The organism is Bradyrhizobium sp. WSM1743, from assembly GCF_000473065.1.
GTDB lineage: Bacteria > Pseudomonadota > Alphaproteobacteria > Rhizobiales > Xanthobacteraceae > Bradyrhizobium.
The window spans coordinates 18,910-33,603 of sequence record NZ_AXAZ01000061.1 but is presented as its reverse complement, the minus strand read 5'-3'; the positions used below and the strand labels follow the sequence as shown (position 1 = coordinate 33,603).

Here is a 14,694-nt window from a genome sequence, read left to right as displayed (position 1 = left end):
ACGTCACACCATCAGATCGTGCAACACATGGCCGTGAGCTGTACTTGCCCCATAATGTGGATCAACCTCGGGCGGAGATGTTTCAGCCATGATCGCCGGCTCGGATCCGTGGACTCCTCCAGCGTGGTCGTGAGGCCCGGCGAGGTCTGAGAGATGATCCGGCACTGCGCTGTGCTGTGAGCCTTGCGAAGTGTTATCCTTGAATCGGAATGACTCGCCGAGCTGCTGTGTCTCGCTTGCAGGCGAATGGCTGGTGTCTCCGATCGATGACTTCTGAAGGCTTGGTTTGAGCGCTGTGTCCGCCGTTTCATCGCTGCTACGACCATGGGCATGAGCCGCCTGGTCGGCGTTTCCCGGGGGCGAGACGACGTGATTGCCGGCATCGTTCCCCAGCGCAAGCCCGCGCCCGGCGTGCTGTTCGGCGGCATTGTGGGCAAAATTCAGCGCGGCGATGGCAATATCAGGCATCTGGCCACCTCCGGCAATCGCGCCATTCTTGCCAACTGCCAAGGTTGTGTCGAGCCCCGTCAAGTGGTCGAAGACAAAGCTGGCCTCCGTCGGTGCGGCCATGTGCTGCACGATCGTAGACAGTCCGCCCGCCGAGGGAGCTACCGCGTCACTGCGGGGCGTTTCGGTCGCGAGCGTTTGCACCTCGTCTGAACTGGAGAGGCTGGAATATTCGGTCCATCCAATCTGGTCCCAGCTCGAATCGAGGCTGTAGGTCGGATCGGTTGTTTGGGTTGTCGAGCTCCCCTCAGCGAGAAGCGAGCCGTCGCCGCTGCTGGCATCGGTTGAGACTCCGGAAGTGGTCACTGTCACAGCGGTGGCGTCACTCTGCGCGGTTGCGGTGAGGTCGAGCAATTCGCCGGCAGCCGCCATCACAGGTGCCGCCGCCGGCGCCAGGATGAATTCCGACGCGTCGATGGTTGCAATGCCCTGCAAATGGACTTCGAGCAGACTGGAATCGCCGATGTGCAGGGTCTGGTCCGTGGGATTGACGTACACGATGGTTTCATTCGCCGCGCTGTCATAGAGCCAGGCGATCGTATGTGCCGGCACCGCCGTGCTGGTTGAGCTCAACGCCAGGATGGCGAACCCAAGCGCACCAAAGGCGGTCAAGTCGATCTTGTCCGCTCCCGATGCGAAGTCGGTGATGGTGTCGAACTGGCTTGCGTTGGAATCGGCTACGAACAAATATGCGAAACGGTCGTTCCCATTGCTGCCGGTGAGTTGGTCCGCACCAAATCCACCGGTTATGGTGTCGGCGCCGTTGTTGCCGTTGATTGTATCGTTGCCCGAGCCGCCATAGATGACGTCATTCCCATCGTTGCCCTTGATCGTGTCATTGCCGGAGCCGCCATAGAGGACGTCGGCTTTGCCGGTGCCGTTGACGGTATCGCTGCTGGCGCCCGCGTAGATAATCTGGCCCGTGTCGCCGCCGCCTGCGATGGTTTCGCTCCCCGGCGTTCCATACACGTTCGGGGGATCGGTGATCACGACGAATCCGGTGGCCAGGTTGTCAAAATCGTTGGGGTCTGCGTCGCTGGCGCCATGAATGGCGACGGTCACCGTCTGCATCGTACCGTCGATGGCGGTTACCGTGAAAGTGTCGGTCAAGGTGTCGGCGACGTCGAGCGCCTGAACCACGCTATTGTTGTTGTCAAGAGTGTAAGTCCATACGCCGGCTGCAGTCATCGTGAAGGTGCCGTATCCGCCGTCACTCGCACTCTGCGAAGAGACTGCGGTGAACGTGTTCGGCGCGTTGTCGACGTCTGTATCGGTGAGCGTGCCGGTCGCGATGGGAACGCCGGGCGAGAAAGTTCCTGCCTCGGTCACTGAGCCGGTCGTGGTGCCGGAAATGATGGCCGCGTCGTTGCTGCCGTGAATGGTGATCGTCACCACCTGCGGCGTGCCGTCGAGGGTTGTGACAGTGAAACTGTCGCTGAGCGTGCCGCCGACATTGAGAGCCTGCACCGCCGCGCTGGCGTTGTCGAGCGTGTAGGTCCACACGCCGGCAGCAGTTAACGTAAAGGTGCCATAGCCATTCGTGCTTGCCTTGGGCGAACTCACCGCTGTGAAGGTATTGGACGCATTGTCGACGTCGGCGGCAAAGAGCGTACCGATTGCGCTCGGGCTGCCGGGCGTCGCATTGGCAATGCCGCCTGCCTCGGTCACCGAACCGGTCGTGGTGCCGGAAACGATGGCAGCATCGTTGGTGCCATGGATGGTGACCGTCACCACTTGGGCAGTTCCGTCCAGCGTGGTCACTGTGAACGTGTCGGTCAGCGTCTCCCCGATATTGAGCGCCTGCACGGCAGCGTTGGCATTGTCGAGCGTGTAGGTCCACACGCCGGCAGCCGTCATCGTGAAGGTGCCGTAGCCGGCGGCGCTCGCCGTCGGCGAGCCGACTGCCGTGAAGGCATTTGCGATCGTGTCGACGTCGATGTCAGTGAGGGTGCCGGTCGCGATGGGCGTGCCGGGGCTTGCATTGGCGATGCCGCCAGCCTCGATCACTGCGCCGGTGGTCGCGCCGGAGATGATCGCGGCGTCACTGGCTCCGTGGATGGTGATCGTCACCACCTGGGCGGTGCCTCCGATCGTGGTCACCGTAAAGCTGTCGGTCAGCGTCTCGCCGACATTGAGCCTCTGCACAGCCGCGTTGGCGTTGTCCAGAGTGTAGGTCCACACCCCGGCGGCCGTCATCGTGAACGTGCCATAGCCACCGGCGCTCGCTGTTGGCGAGCTCACTGTGGTGAACGTATTTGGCGGGTCGTCGACGTCGGTATCGGAAAGGGTTCCGGTCGCAGTCGGCGTGCCGGGCGTTCCATTGGCAATGCCGCCAGCCTCGATGATCGAGCCGGTCGTGGTGCCGGAGATGATTGCAGCGTCGTTGACACCGTTAATGGTGATCGTGAACGTCTGACTCGCAGAATTGAGGCCGTCGGATACCGTGATAACGAATGCGTCGGTCGTGGGCGCCTTCAGTGCGTTGATCGCGACGCTGTCAGGCACGAAGGTGTAGGCGCCGCTCGTACTGTTGACGTAGAGCGTCCCGTACGGACCTGGCTTTGACAGATCGTATGTCACTCCGCCGAGGACCGTCTCGCCGGCGGTCGCCCCTATGACGCCAAAGGTCAGCTTGGCGCTGCTGGTACTGCTGGCAGCGAAAATTCCGCTCGTCGCAGTGAATGTATCAAACACCACCGTATCGAGCTCGGTTGGCCCCGCTCCGGTGCTGAGCGTCGGCGGTACAGGGTCGAAAATGGGAATAACGAATGGTGACACAGGCGCCAGCAAATTCTGCAGCGCGGGCGCGTCGGGCGGAATGAAATTGATCGGCTGCAGTGACTGGGTCTTGACGAAGGGAGGTGTGCTCGAGCCATGCGGCCCATGTCCTTCCAGATTGGCGAGCAGGTCCTGCTGCGCGGCGCGCAACTCGTCCATACGAGCGGCCGTGTTCGTGACCTGATTCACACTGATGGTGGATCCCACCTTCTTGACGACGATCGTCTCGCCGGGATCTTCGACGATGATGTGCCGCGGGATCCGCTCCTTGGTCACGAGCTCAAATGCGCCGTGCGCAAGGTCCTTGTAGGTGATGGAGTCGTCATCCAGGAATGTGACATCCGGGTCTGCGGCCTCGGCATTCTCCGCGACCGAGAAAGTCAATGCTGCAAGCGTCAGCATTCCGAAACCGCCCGCGTGACTCCGGGCGCGAATGCCTGCAACCGGCGTATTCAGTTGGAGAGACCCGGTCTCTGCCAGCCGACCTGGCACGAAACTGAAGCTTCCTCGGGTCACGTCGAACAGGGCTGTAGGTGACGCGCCTTCGACTTCGAAGACGAATTCGCTCAGCGCGACGCGAGTGTCGCGGGAGATGTTGAAGAAAGTACCGTCGATGAAGCGAATCGTGATCTGTCCGTCGGCATCGGTCTCGATCACGTCAGCCCGATAGACAGGCGCGCCGGCTACGGCTTGCGTGGCGACGCCACCGCCTCGCGTGAGCGTGCCGCAGCCGATCGCTGTATGAATATGGCCAATGATCTGGACGGGCAGGGCCGCGGCGGCCCCATTATCAATCTCGACGCCGGATGCAACCAACATGGCTCGACCTCGCCTGGGTGATCGATTCAGGCTCAGCGTGCTGCCATGGTTGTTCGGGGCGACCCTCGCCAAGGGACAAATATCCTAAGCGCTGGCAGCCGAAGGCTTGCCCGCCGAAATCATCAAGTGTGATCCAGAGAGACGCATTGCGCGGGGACGGCAGCGCGTATGCCATTCCCGGCGTATCCCTCCCGCTAAAGTGATTAAATTGACAAACGAGACGTAGTTAATTTGTGGCGCTTCCGTAGCGCTGCGGTAAATTAGGCTGATTAAACGAATTAAACAAGAATTATATTTATTGTGGCTGCGCTTCGCGGCTCAAGAAATGGGCCGCCGATGGCGACAAGATCTTCTCGGGAAGGGCGGATCATGTGCAGACCTACGATAGCCGTTTTGGCGACCGGCTTTGTCTTGGCGCTTGCCTATATCTTGCCGGGTGCGGCTCAAGCGCAAATCGATTCCGCCAAGCCCGCCGTCGCTAGCTCGTCGTTGAAACCGATCGGGAAGGTGGTGGCGGCCACAGGCTCGGTCACGATCGAACATGCGGGCGCAGTGGTCGTTCAGGCGAATGTCTCGGGTGAGCCCGGCCGGGCTAAAACAGGCGATCCCGTATATCTCGGTGACGTGGTGCTGACCGGGGCCGATGGCCGGGTCGGAATCAACTTTACCGACGGCAGCTCGTTCAATCTATCGAACAACGCCCGTATCGAGTTGGATCAATATGTGTATGAGCCGGCCGGCAAGTCCAATGCGACCCTGTTCAATCTCGCCAGGGGAACGTTCACCTTTGTCGCGGGCAGTGTCGCCAAGACCGGTGACATGAAGGTCGATACTCCCGTCGCCACGCTGGGGATCCGAGGCACGACGCCGCATATCGAGATTTTGGATGATGGGTCAGTCAAATTTTCGACCCTGATCGAAGAGGGCGAAAGTAAGCTCCCGAGGAAGCCGCCGACATCCGCGGCGCCGGGGCCCGATCGAAGCGCCGATCGCAGGCTCAACATCTGTCGGGGATGCTGAGAAGTTTGCCTGACCTGAAGCCGCCGTGATGCCGGCGCAACGCCGGCCGGGCAGATAGACTGGCATTAGCGCTTCGTTCACTCGCGGAGTTTGACGGCTGGTGTGAAAATGACCGCAAGAGCCGGTGTCATCAAGGCAGTGATGCTCATTCTCGTCGTTGTGCTGTCGGGTTCGTCGAGCTTGGCGCAGAAGCCGAAGAAGGGCAGCTCACTCAAGAATGTTGAACTGTGTAACGGCTCAGATCGCGTGTCGCCCGAAGCTCGGATCGATGGCTGCACGGCGTTCATCGATGCGGGCGAGGGGAGCGCAAACGGCTTCGCCGTCGCCCACAACAACAGGGGCAATGCCTACAGCGCCAAAGCCGACTACGAACGCGCGATCAAGGATTTCGTTGAAGCGACCAGGCTTAACCCGAACTATGCGAAAGCCTTTAACAACCTCGGCGTGGCCTATCTGAGAACGGGCTCGCACGACCTCGCTCTTGGCGCTTTCGAGGAGGCGCTCAAGCTCAACCCCAACTATGGCGCTGCTTTTGCCAACCGTGCGGCAGCCCACTTGAAGAGGAATGCGTACGACCGTGCAGCGCAGGACTATGACGAGGCAATTCGCCTTGACCCGAAGCTGGAGGCGGCGTGGAGCGGACGTTGTTGGGCCCGAGCCGTGCTTGGCGCTTTGCAGGCTGCGCTGGAGGACTGCGACATGGCGCTTCGATCGGGAGCAAACGATGCCGCAACATACGACTCGCGAGCCCTGATCAATCTGAAAATGGGACAGCTCTCCGCGGCTATCGATGACTACAACTCGGCGCTGCGGTTCGCGCCCAAGCTGGCGAGCGCGCTCTACGGTCGCGGGATAGCCAGATTCAAGCTCGGCGACAGAGATGGCGGCAATAGCGATATCTCGGCGGCCAGAAGAATCGACGCTGGAATCGGCGAGGACTTTGTCCGCTATGGGGTGCCGTGAAGGGACTGACCAACCGCGACGGCACTGGTGCAGGTGTTAACAACTCATTAACCGCCTGCGTCTCAAATCCAAAACTGGCCGATCGGCCCCCGCTCGGTCCGGCACGGCGTGCTGCCCGCAGCGCAAATCAAGATATAGCATTAACAAGTCCTTAATTGGCGAGACCTACAGTCGACGGCACCGCCGGCGCCATTGCCGGCATGACCGCCGAACTGGAAGAAATGCCGCCAATGGCGCGAGAGGCTGCCGCCGGATTTGTGTCGCGAGCTCGCGCATTGGCATGGGGCTTGTCGCGTCATGTCCGCGGCGCGACCTTGCTCGCGGCCTGTTTCCTGATTGGCCTCGCGGCGCCGGTCCGGGCAGCCGATCCGATAAGGGGCGAGGCGACGTTTTCCGCCGGCGGCGGCTTTGCCCGTCTGATCATCAAGCTCGGCGAGGACGTTCCCTCCGAGGTGACGACCGCAGGCTCCATCCTCATCATCCGCTTCGACCGGCCCGTCGATGTTCCCGTCGACCGGGTTCCGGAAGGCGCGCCCGACTACGTCAACTCCGCCCGCCGCGACCCTGACGGCGGCGCCATCCGCCTGTCGCTGGCGCGGCGCGTCACCGTCAACACCATGAACGCCGGCGAGCGTACCTTTGTCGACCTCTTGCCCGAGGGGTGGAAGGGACCGCCGCCCAGCCTGCCCATGGACGTGGTCAAGGAACTCGCCGAGCGCGCACGCGTGGCCGAGCGCGCGCTACGCGCCCAGCGCGCCGCCGCCGAGGCCAAGAAACGTCCGCAGATCCGCGTGCGTGCCTCGGTGCAGCCGACCTTCGTGCGCTTCGTGTTCGAGATGCCCGATGGCGTCGGCGTCTCCTCCGTGCTCAACGAGCAGAAGCTCACGCTCGTCTTCAACGCCAACCTCAATTTCGACTTGGCGGACGCGGTCGTCGCAGCGCCGCCGAACGTCGCCTCGATCAAGCAGAAGTCCGACATCGACCAGACCAATGTCGAGATCGCGCTGATCGGCGATTCCGACGTGCATTCGTTCCGCGACGAGAAGAACTATGTCGTCGACGTCTCCTTCCAGCCCGACAAGGGCAAGTCGGCCGCGACGCGCGAGGCGGCGATCGCGCAGATGAAGCCGGCCGGTCAGGGACCCGCGCCCGCGCCGGAAAAGCCGGCGGCCGAGAAGCCGAAGGACGCCCATCGCGAGATCGCGCCGCCCACGTCAGAGACGATCGCACGCGAAGCCAGGATCGAGGTGAAGCCCGGGGCGAAGCCGGAAGCGCACGCCGCAATGCCGGTCGCCGAAGCGCCGAAACCGGAGCCCGCGACCGAGGCTGCGCACGCTGCGGAAGCGCCCAAGGAGATATCCAAGGAAGCCCCGAATCCCGCGCCTGCCAAGCCTCTGGTTGCCGAAGCGCCCAAGGAGGCCGTGAAGGAAGCGGCGAAGGAGCCAGTCAAGGAATCCCCGAAGGCCGCCCCCGCCGAGACGCCCGCCGCCCCTCAGCCGGCCGTGGCCAGTGTCGATGCGCGTCGCGACAGCGACGGCTTGCGCGTCACGTTCCCGCTTCAGGTTTCAACCCCTGCGGCGGCATTCCGCCGTGGCGATACTGTCTGGCTCGTGTTCGACACGTCGAAGCCCGTCGATGTGGAGGCGATCCGCAGCAAGGGCGGCGCTATGATCGGCGAGGTCGGCCGCATCCCGCTCGACAAGGGGCAGGCGGTGCGCATCCGTCTCACCCGTCCGCTGGTCTACTCGCTGACAAGCGAGGAGGTCGGCAAGGAGACCAACTGGATGTTGACGCTCGCCGACAAGATCCAGGCGACGCCGCTACCGCTGATGATGTCGCGCAACATCACCGATCCCGCGCTTGCCAATATCGCGATCCCCTTCGCCAATCCGGGCCTCCTGCACAAGCTCACCGACCCCGATGCCGGCGATACGCTCTATGTCGTCACCGCGCAGCGGCCGGTGCGCGGCTTCATCAAGCGACAGGACCTCGTCGATCTCTCGCTGCTGGAATCCGCGCACGGCATCGCGATCCGGCTGAACTCCGACGAGGTCGGCGTCGAGGTCGGCTCCGACAAGGTGATTCTCGGCAAGAAGGGTGGATTGACGCTGTCGCCGGTCGACATCTCGGCCGAGCGGGCGCCGACCGCGGTGCGCCCGATCTTCAGCCCCGAAGGCTGGCGCAAGGGCCAGTCGGAAAACTTCATGGTGCGCCAGAGCGAGCTGATGACGTCGATCTCGGCCGTCGAGCCCGCGCTGCGTTCGCTGCCGCGTCTCGACCTTGCGCAGTTCTACATGTCGCGCGCCATGTATCACGAGGCCAAGGCCGTGACCGACGTGATGCTGAACGATCCCCTCAACAAGGAGGAGAGCGGCGCGCTGATCATGCATGCGATCGCGAGCATCCTGATCGGCCGGCCGGCGCAGGGCCTGAAGGACCTCGCCAATCCCGTGATCGGCAACAGCCACGATTCCCAGCTCTGGAAGGCGCTCGCCTATGCGCGCCAGGGCAAATGGGCGGACGCGCGCGAGAAGTTCAAGAACGTCGAATTCGCCATCGCCTCTCTGCCGCTCGATATCCAGCGCATCGTGACGATGGACGCGATGCGCGCATCGCTCGAGGTGAAGGACTATCCCGGCGCCTCCAAGCGCCGCAGCGAGCTCGAGGTGGTCGGTGTCCCACCTGAGGCTGCACCCGCCTTCGCCGTGCTGCGCGGCCGGCTCGCCGAGGCGCTCGGCCACGACAAGGATGCGCTTGACGACTACCAATTCGCGGTCGCCTCGAACGACCGTCCGGCCGCGGCCGAGGCCAAGCAGCTCGAGGTCGCGCTGCGTCAGAAGCGCGACGAGATCGGCAAGGAGGAGGCGCTGCGCGAGCTCGAGACGCTGTCGATGACCTGGCGCGGCGATGCGATCGAGGTCAAGACGCTGCAGATGCTCTCGCAGCTGTATGCGGAGAACGGCCGTTACCGCGATGCGCTCACCGCCGCGCGCACCGCGACGAGGCTCCAGCCGAACGCCGAAGCCTCGCGTCAGGCGCAGGATCTGGCCTCCGACCTGTTCACCCAGATCTTCCTCGGGCCGAAGGGCGACGAGCTGCCGCCGGTCGAGGCGCTCGGGATGTTCTACGAGTTCCGCGAGCTGACCCCGATCGGCCGCCGCGGCGACGAGCTGATCCGCCGGCTCGCCGACCGTCTCGCCTCGATCGATCTGCTCGACCAGGCCGCCGAGCTGCTGCAGTATCAGGTCGATCATCGCCTTGAAGGCGCGGCGCGCGCCCAGGTCGCCGCGCGCCTTGCCATGGTCTATCTCGCCAACCGCAAGCCCGACATGGCGATCACCGCGCTGCGCGCGAGCCGCATCAGCGACCTCTCCGGCGAGCTCCGGCAGCAGCGCCTGCTGCTGGAGGCGCGCGCGCAGAGCGATGTCGGCCGTCACGATCTCGCGCTCGACATCGTCTCCAACGTCTCCGGCCGCGAAGTGCTCCGCCTGCGCTCCGACATCTTCTGGGCTGCGCGGCGCTGGCGCGAGTCCGCCGAGCAGATCGAACTCTATTACGGCGAGCGCTTCCGCGACTTCAAGCCGCTCAACGCGGTCGAGAAGAGCGACATCATCCGCGCCGCCGTCGGCTATGCCCTGGCCGACGATTCGATCGGCCTGTCGCGCTTCCGCGAGAAATACGCGCCGCTGATGAGCGAGAGCGCCGACCGTCTCGCCTTCGACATCGCCAGCAAGCCGGCCGCAGCCTCCAGCGCCGAATTCGCCGAGATCGCCAAGCTCGCTGCCAGCGTCGATACGCTCGACGGCTTCCTGCGCGAGATGAAGCAGCGCTTCCCCGATGCCACGGCGCGCGGACCCAGCGCGCCGCAGGCCAAGGACGAGAGCGACCACACCGGCTCGCTGCCCACGATTCCAGTCGTCCGGCAGATCAAGATGACGCGGTAGCTAGTGTCGCGCGAAGCGCGCCCGGGACAGCGCCACATTCTCCGTCATTGCGAGCGTAGCGAAGCAATCCAGAGTCGCTCCGCGGAGGCAGTCTGGATTGCTTCGTCGCAAGAGTTCCTCGCAATGACGGGGAGGGGCCGGAGGCGATCGCTGAGAGCTGAGGGGACGCGGGCAGCGCTCGAAACCGCGCCTCACCCCCCGTAACTCTGCACCAGGCTCCCCGCCACCAGCGACCAGCCGTCGACCAGCACGAAGAAGATCAGCTTGAACGGCAGCGAAATCGTCGCCGGCGGCAGCATCATCATGCCCATCGACATCAGCACGGAGGCGACGACGAGATCGATGATCAGGAAGGGCAGGAACAACAGGAAGCCGATCTCGAAGGCGCGCTTCAGCTCGGAGATCATGAAGGCGGGGACGAGGATGCGTAAGGCGAGGTCGTCAGGGGTAGCGGGCGGCTGCTCGCCGGAGAGGTCGAGGAACAGCTTGAGGTCTTTCTCGCGGACGTTCTTCTGCATGAAGCCGCGCAAGGGGACGGAGGCGCGCTGCAGCGCATCCTCGACGCCGATCTGGTTGGCGACGAGCGGGCGGATGCCCTCGTCGTAGGACTTTTGCAGCACCGGTCCCATCACGAAGAAGGTGAGGAACATTGCGAGCGCGATGATCACCGAGTTCGGCGGCGCGGTCGCGGTGCCCATGGCGGTGCGCAGCAGTGACAGCACCACCACGATGCGCGTGAACGACGTCATCATGATCAGGATCGACGGCGCGAGCGACAGCACCGTGAGCAGCGCGATCAGCTGGATCGCGCGCTCGGTGACGCCGCCGCCGCCAGCGCCGCCGCCGAGATTGATGCTGATGTCCTGGGCATGCGAGGGCATCGCGAGCGAGGCCGCGCTGAACAGGACAGAAAGGAAAAGAACTCTACGCTGGAGGGCCGGCAAGCTCACGAAGACGGCTTCGGACGGCCGAGCAGGGAAGCCATCTCGTCTTCGAGATTTTCAAAGCTGGTCTTTTCCGCGGCCGGCTTTGCAGGCGGGGCCGGTGGAGCCGGCGGCTCGCTGCGTGCGGCGCGCGGCGGAGCGGGCGGCGCCTCCGGCGCAACCGGAGGCGCGACCGTTTCGCCGGCCGGGCGGCGCAGGGCAGCCTCTAACCGCTGCGCCATTTCGGCGAGATTCTGTTCGGCGCTCGAGGGCGCAGCAGCAGGTGCCGGCGGCGGAACCGGTGGAGCCTGCGGCACAGGCGGAGGAGGCGGTGGTGCAGCGGCGCGCTCGGCGCGCACTGGCGGCATCTTCATCGGTTCGCTCCCGCGCGACGGACGCGGCATCAGCGGCGGCTCGCCGCGGGGGATGCGCGGCGGCAGCGGCTCGGGCCGTGGTTCGCGCTCCGGGCGTGGCGCGGTCGGCTCCGGCGCAATGCCTCCCAGGGGCGGCTCGCTGCGGCGTTCGGCCAGTGCAGGACCAGGCCGGCGCACCTCGTCGGCGAAGGATGGGCGCGCGGGTCGCGGCGGCGGCTCGGGCATTTGCGGCTCGGGATGATCGAGCAGTTCGGGTCGCGGCGCTTCGTCGGCCCAGCCGCCGGCATCGGGCATGGGGGCGAGGCGCGGCGGTTCGGCGGCGCTCGGACGTTGCGGGAGCTGGTCGCGGCTGGGCGCGGCGCGAACGATATTGGGCTCGACGACGATGTCAGTCGGGCCGCCGATCATCAGCAGGTGCTCGACATTGTCACGCCGGACCAGCACCAGCCGGCGCCGGCCGTCGACCGCGGCAGCGTCGATCACGGCGAGGCGGGGCATCCGGCCGCGCTGGGTATTGGCGCCGATCCGGCTAGAGGCGAATCGGCGAACCAGCCAAGCAGCGACGCCGATCAACGCCAGAACGACGATGAACGCGACGATGAAGGTGATAGGGCTGCCTTGCATACTTGTCCCCGACAAATGGCGCTTTTCTCGTGCCCATGGTCAGATTCACCAACCACCGGCGGACGATGCCCCAAAACTGCGATTTCTTAACGTTCCACGGCAAGTTTTGCCGTCCCCAACTCTTAATAACCCATGAATCGTCCGATCCAAAACGACTTCTTGCTCCCGTCCACGCGCCGCCAAATGGTTGGGTTAATGCCACTTTTCGCGGCGTAGAATCACGGGGGCGCAAGATCCTGCCTCGCTCGGGGACATGCGTCGCGAGCCGTCCTTAACCAGCTGTTAACCATACAGGCGGCAAATTCTGCCTAGCGTCGGGCCTTGGGGTCCGTCTGGGGCGGAAGGAGCCGCGACGATGTCCATCAACGACCTCCCGGTGCTGTCGGCGCTTCGGACCAAGATGCAGTGGCACCAGGAACGCCAGCGTGTCCTGTCCGAGAACGTCTCCAATTCCGACACGCCCAAATTCCGGCCGCGCGACCTGGTCGAGCCCAAGCTCGACCAGACCGGCGCGGTCATGGGGTCCATGGGGCCTCTGGCCCTGACCCGTACCAGCGCCTCGCACATGACGCCATCGGGCGCGGCTTCCGCCTTCGACCAGAACAAGAATGCGGGCTTTGAGACCCGCCCTGCGGGCAATGCCGTCAATCTCGAGGAGGAGATGATGAAGGCCGCCAGCAACCAGATGGACTATGCGGCGGCGACCTCGCTCTATTCGAAGAGCCTGCGCCTGCTCAAGACCGCGATCGGCAAGGGCTAGGCGTGATCGGGGAACCAAGAGAGCGAGAGGTGCATCATGGCCAATGACAGCAGCGACTTTGCCCGCTCGATGGCGATCGCCACCTCCGGTCTGCGCGCGCAGGCCGGGCGCATGCGGGTGATCTCGGAAAACATCGCGAATGCCGATTCGACGGCGCAGACCGCTGGCGGCGATCCCTATCGGCGCAAGGTTCCGACCTTCTCCTCCGCGCTCGACCGCACGCTCGACGCGCAGGTCGTCACGCTCGGCAGGGTCAAGCCCGACCAGTCCAACTTCCGCGTCAAATACGAGCCGAACAATCCTGCGGCGGATGCGAGCGGCAACGTCAAATATCCCAACGTGAACTCGGTGGTCGAGATGACCGACATGCGCGACGCGCAGCGGTCCTACGAGGCCAATCTCAACATCATCAGTGCGACGCGCCGGATGATCCAGCGCACGCTCGACATCCTCAAGAGCTGAACAGGACATTTGAGCCATGGCATCACCGACAATCGCAGCCAACGCCTATGCCAACCTTGCGCGCGTGCTGGAAAACAGCGGTGCCGGCAAGGGCAGCGAAGCGACCGGACAGTCCTTCGCCTCGCTCCTGAAAGACGCCGTCGGCAGCGTCATGGAGTCCGGCCGCAAATCCGATGCGCAGACGGTGGCGATGGCCGCCGGCAAGGCTAACGTGATGGACGTGGTGACGGCAGTCGCCGACACCGACGTTGCGGTGTCCACGCTGGTCTCGGTCCGCGACCGCGTGATCGCGGCGTATGAAGACATCATGAAGATGCCGATCTGACTCGCGCCGTCATTCCGGGGCGCGACGAAGTCGCGAACCCGGAATCCATGGTGCGACCAACGCTGTGGCTAAATGGATTCCGGGTTCTCGCTTCGCGAGCCCCAAAATGACAGAAATAACTTACAGTGAGAATTCCCAAATGACCGGACCCGAGACCCTCGACGTCGCGCGTGACGCAATCTGGACCATCGTGATCGTGTCGTCGCCTTTGATGGTGGTCGGCCTCGTGGTCGGCGTGATCGTGTCGCTGTTCCAGGCGCTGACGCAGATCCAGGAGCAGACGCTGATCTACGTGCCGAAGATCCTGGCCATCTTTGCCACGATGCTGTTGGCGCTGCCGTTCATGGCCGACTCGCTCCACGCCCACATGCTGCGGATCTCGTCGCGAATCATCGGCGGCTGAGGCTAAGATGCGTGAACCATGCGCATCGACGTCTCGCTGCTGCCGGCGCTCGCCGCTTCCTTCATGCTCGCCTTCGCCCGGGTCGGCGCGATGGTGATGCTGCTGCCGGGCCTCGGCGAGACCAACATCCCGACGCGGATCAAGCTGTCGATCGCGCTGCTGCTCACGCTGATCATCCTTCCCTTGCATCGCAACGCCTATCAGGTCGACATGGGCTCGCTGGCGCCGCTGCTGGTCTTGATGTTGCATGAGATCGCGATCGGCATCGTGCTGGGCGCGACCGCGCGCGTGACGCTGTCGGCGCTCCAGGTCGCGGGTTCCGTGATCGCGCAGCAGATGGGCCTCGGCTTCGTCACCTCGGTCGATCCGACGCAGGGACAGCAGGGCGTGCTGGTCGGCAATTTCCTGACCATGCTGGGAGTGACGCTGCTGTTCGCCACCGACAGCCACCATCTGGTGATCGCGGCGCTGAACGACAGCTACACGATCTTCTCGCCGGGCGAGACCGTATCGAGCGGCGACGTCGCCTCGCTGGCGACGCGTGCCTTCGCCGCCGCGTTCCGCTTGGGGCTGCAGCTCTCCGGGCCGTTTCTGGTGTTCGGCCTCGTCTTCAACATCGGCCTTGGCGTGCTGGCGCGGCTGATGCCGCAGATGCAGGTCTATTTCGTCGGCGTGCCGCTGTCGATCTTCGCGGGCTTCCTGGTGCTCGCCGTGGTGCTCACCGCGATGATGGGCACCTTTCTCGACTATTTCATCGGTGTCATGCACCAGATGATGCCGCTCAAATAACAG

At 64.2% G+C, this 14,694-nt stretch carries 11 protein-coding genes; 8 read left to right on the top strand and 3 right to left on the bottom strand.

From position 1 onward, the window contains the following. Positions 1-3: 3 nt before the first annotated feature. Positions 4-4,104 carry a VCBS domain-containing protein gene (locus YU9_RS42775; RefSeq protein WP_245266564.1) on the bottom strand — a complete coding sequence of 1,367 codons (4,101 nt, stop codon included), beginning with the start codon at positions 4,102-4,104 and terminating at the stop codon, positions 4-6. A 393-nt stretch (positions 4,105-4,497) separates the two neighbouring features. Between YU9_RS42775 and YU9_RS0129010 the strand changes: the two genes are divergently transcribed. From YU9_RS0129010 to YU9_RS0129000, 3 genes are all read left to right on the top strand, one after another. Then, positions 4,498-5,124, top strand: a complete 627-nt coding sequence (locus YU9_RS0129010) for a FecR domain-containing protein (RefSeq protein ID WP_371259212.1) — start codon at positions 4,498-4,500, stop codon at positions 5,122-5,124. 108 nt (positions 5,125-5,232) lie between these two features. Continuing rightward, positions 5,233-6,087: a tetratricopeptide repeat protein gene (locus YU9_RS0129005; RefSeq protein ID WP_051380558.1), complete on the top strand. Its 855-nt coding sequence runs from the start codon at positions 5,233-5,235 to the stop codon at positions 6,085-6,087. Between the two features lie 230 nt (positions 6,088-6,317). Beyond that, entirely contained in the window at positions 6,318-10,031 is a 3,714-nt protein-coding gene (locus tag YU9_RS0129000; protein ID WP_036018411.1) for a lipopolysaccharide assembly protein LapB, read from the top strand. 191 nt (positions 10,032-10,222) lie between these two features. Here YU9_RS0129000 and fliP read toward each other — a convergent pair whose 3' ends face one another. Then, the gene (gene fliP / locus YU9_RS0128995) at positions 10,223-10,981 is read right to left on the bottom strand and encodes a flagellar type III secretion system pore protein FliP (protein WP_027575949.1); all 759 of its coding nucleotides are present in this window, start codon (positions 10,979-10,981) and stop codon (positions 10,223-10,225) included. Further along, positions 10,978-11,952, bottom strand: coding sequence for a flagellar biosynthetic protein FliO (locus YU9_RS0128990; protein ID WP_027575948.1), 975 nt, complete (start codon positions 11,950-11,952; stop codon positions 10,978-10,980). Before YU9_RS0128990 ends, fliP begins: the two co-directional genes overlap by 4 nt. Positions 11,953-12,307: 355 nt before the next feature. Between YU9_RS0128990 and flgB the strand changes: the two genes are divergently transcribed. The 5 genes from flgB (at position 12,308) to fliR (ending at position 14,691) form a co-directional block, all read left to right on the top strand. After that, positions 12,308-12,712 (top strand): flagellar basal body rod protein FlgB, encoded by a 405-nt coding sequence (flgB, locus tag YU9_RS0128985; RefSeq protein WP_027575947.1) that lies wholly within the window; start codon positions 12,308-12,310, stop codon positions 12,710-12,712. 36 nt (positions 12,713-12,748) lie between these two features. Continuing rightward, on the top strand, positions 12,749-13,174 hold the full coding sequence (flgC, locus tag YU9_RS0128980) for a flagellar basal body rod protein FlgC (protein WP_027575946.1): 426 nt from the start codon (positions 12,749-12,751) through the stop codon (positions 13,172-13,174). 16 nt (positions 13,175-13,190) lie between these two features. After that, the gene (fliE, locus tag YU9_RS0128975; protein WP_027575945.1) at positions 13,191-13,499 is read left to right on the top strand and encodes a flagellar hook-basal body complex protein FliE; all 309 of its coding nucleotides are present in this window, start codon (positions 13,191-13,193) and stop codon (positions 13,497-13,499) included. A gap of 139 nt (positions 13,500-13,638) precedes the next feature. Then, a complete protein-coding gene (gene fliQ / locus YU9_RS0128970) occupies positions 13,639-13,902 on the top strand; it encodes a flagellar biosynthesis protein FliQ (protein WP_011088555.1) in 264 nt (87 codons plus the stop codon). A gap of 18 nt (positions 13,903-13,920) precedes the next feature. Next, positions 13,921-14,691 carry a flagellar biosynthetic protein FliR gene (gene fliR / locus YU9_RS0128965; RefSeq protein ID WP_027575944.1) on the top strand — a complete coding sequence of 257 codons (771 nt, stop codon included), beginning with the start codon at positions 13,921-13,923 and terminating at the stop codon, positions 14,689-14,691. Positions 14,692-14,694: the final 3 nt, after the last annotated feature.

Bases quoted from the DNA above. Each gene is read 5' to 3' on its own strand.
- fliE (WP_027575945.1), top strand. From the start codon at position 13,191: ATGGCATCACCGACAATCGCAGCCAACGCCTATGCCAACCTTGCGCGC.
- YU9_RS0128990 (WP_027575948.1), bottom strand. From the start codon at position 11,952: ATGCAAGGCAGCCCTATCACCTTCATCGTCGCGTTCATCGTCGTTCTG.
- YU9_RS0129005 (WP_051380558.1), top strand. From the start codon at position 5,233: ATGACCGCAAGAGCCGGTGTCATCAAGGCAGTGATGCTCATTCTCGTC.
- fliR (WP_027575944.1), top strand. From the start codon at position 13,921: ATGCGCATCGACGTCTCGCTGCTGCCGGCGCTCGCCGCTTCCTTCATG.
- flgC (WP_027575946.1), top strand. From the start codon at position 12,749: ATGGCCAATGACAGCAGCGACTTTGCCCGCTCGATGGCGATCGCCACC.
- flgB (WP_027575947.1), top strand. From the start codon at position 12,308: ATGTCCATCAACGACCTCCCGGTGCTGTCGGCGCTTCGGACCAAGATG.
- YU9_RS42775 (WP_245266564.1), bottom strand. From the start codon at position 4,104: ATGTTGGTTGCATCCGGCGTCGAGATTGATAATGGGGCCGCCGCGGCC.
- fliQ (WP_011088555.1), top strand. From the start codon at position 13,639: ATGACCGGACCCGAGACCCTCGACGTCGCGCGTGACGCAATCTGGACC.
- YU9_RS0129000 (WP_036018411.1), top strand. From the start codon at position 6,318: ATGGCGCGAGAGGCTGCCGCCGGATTTGTGTCGCGAGCTCGCGCATTG.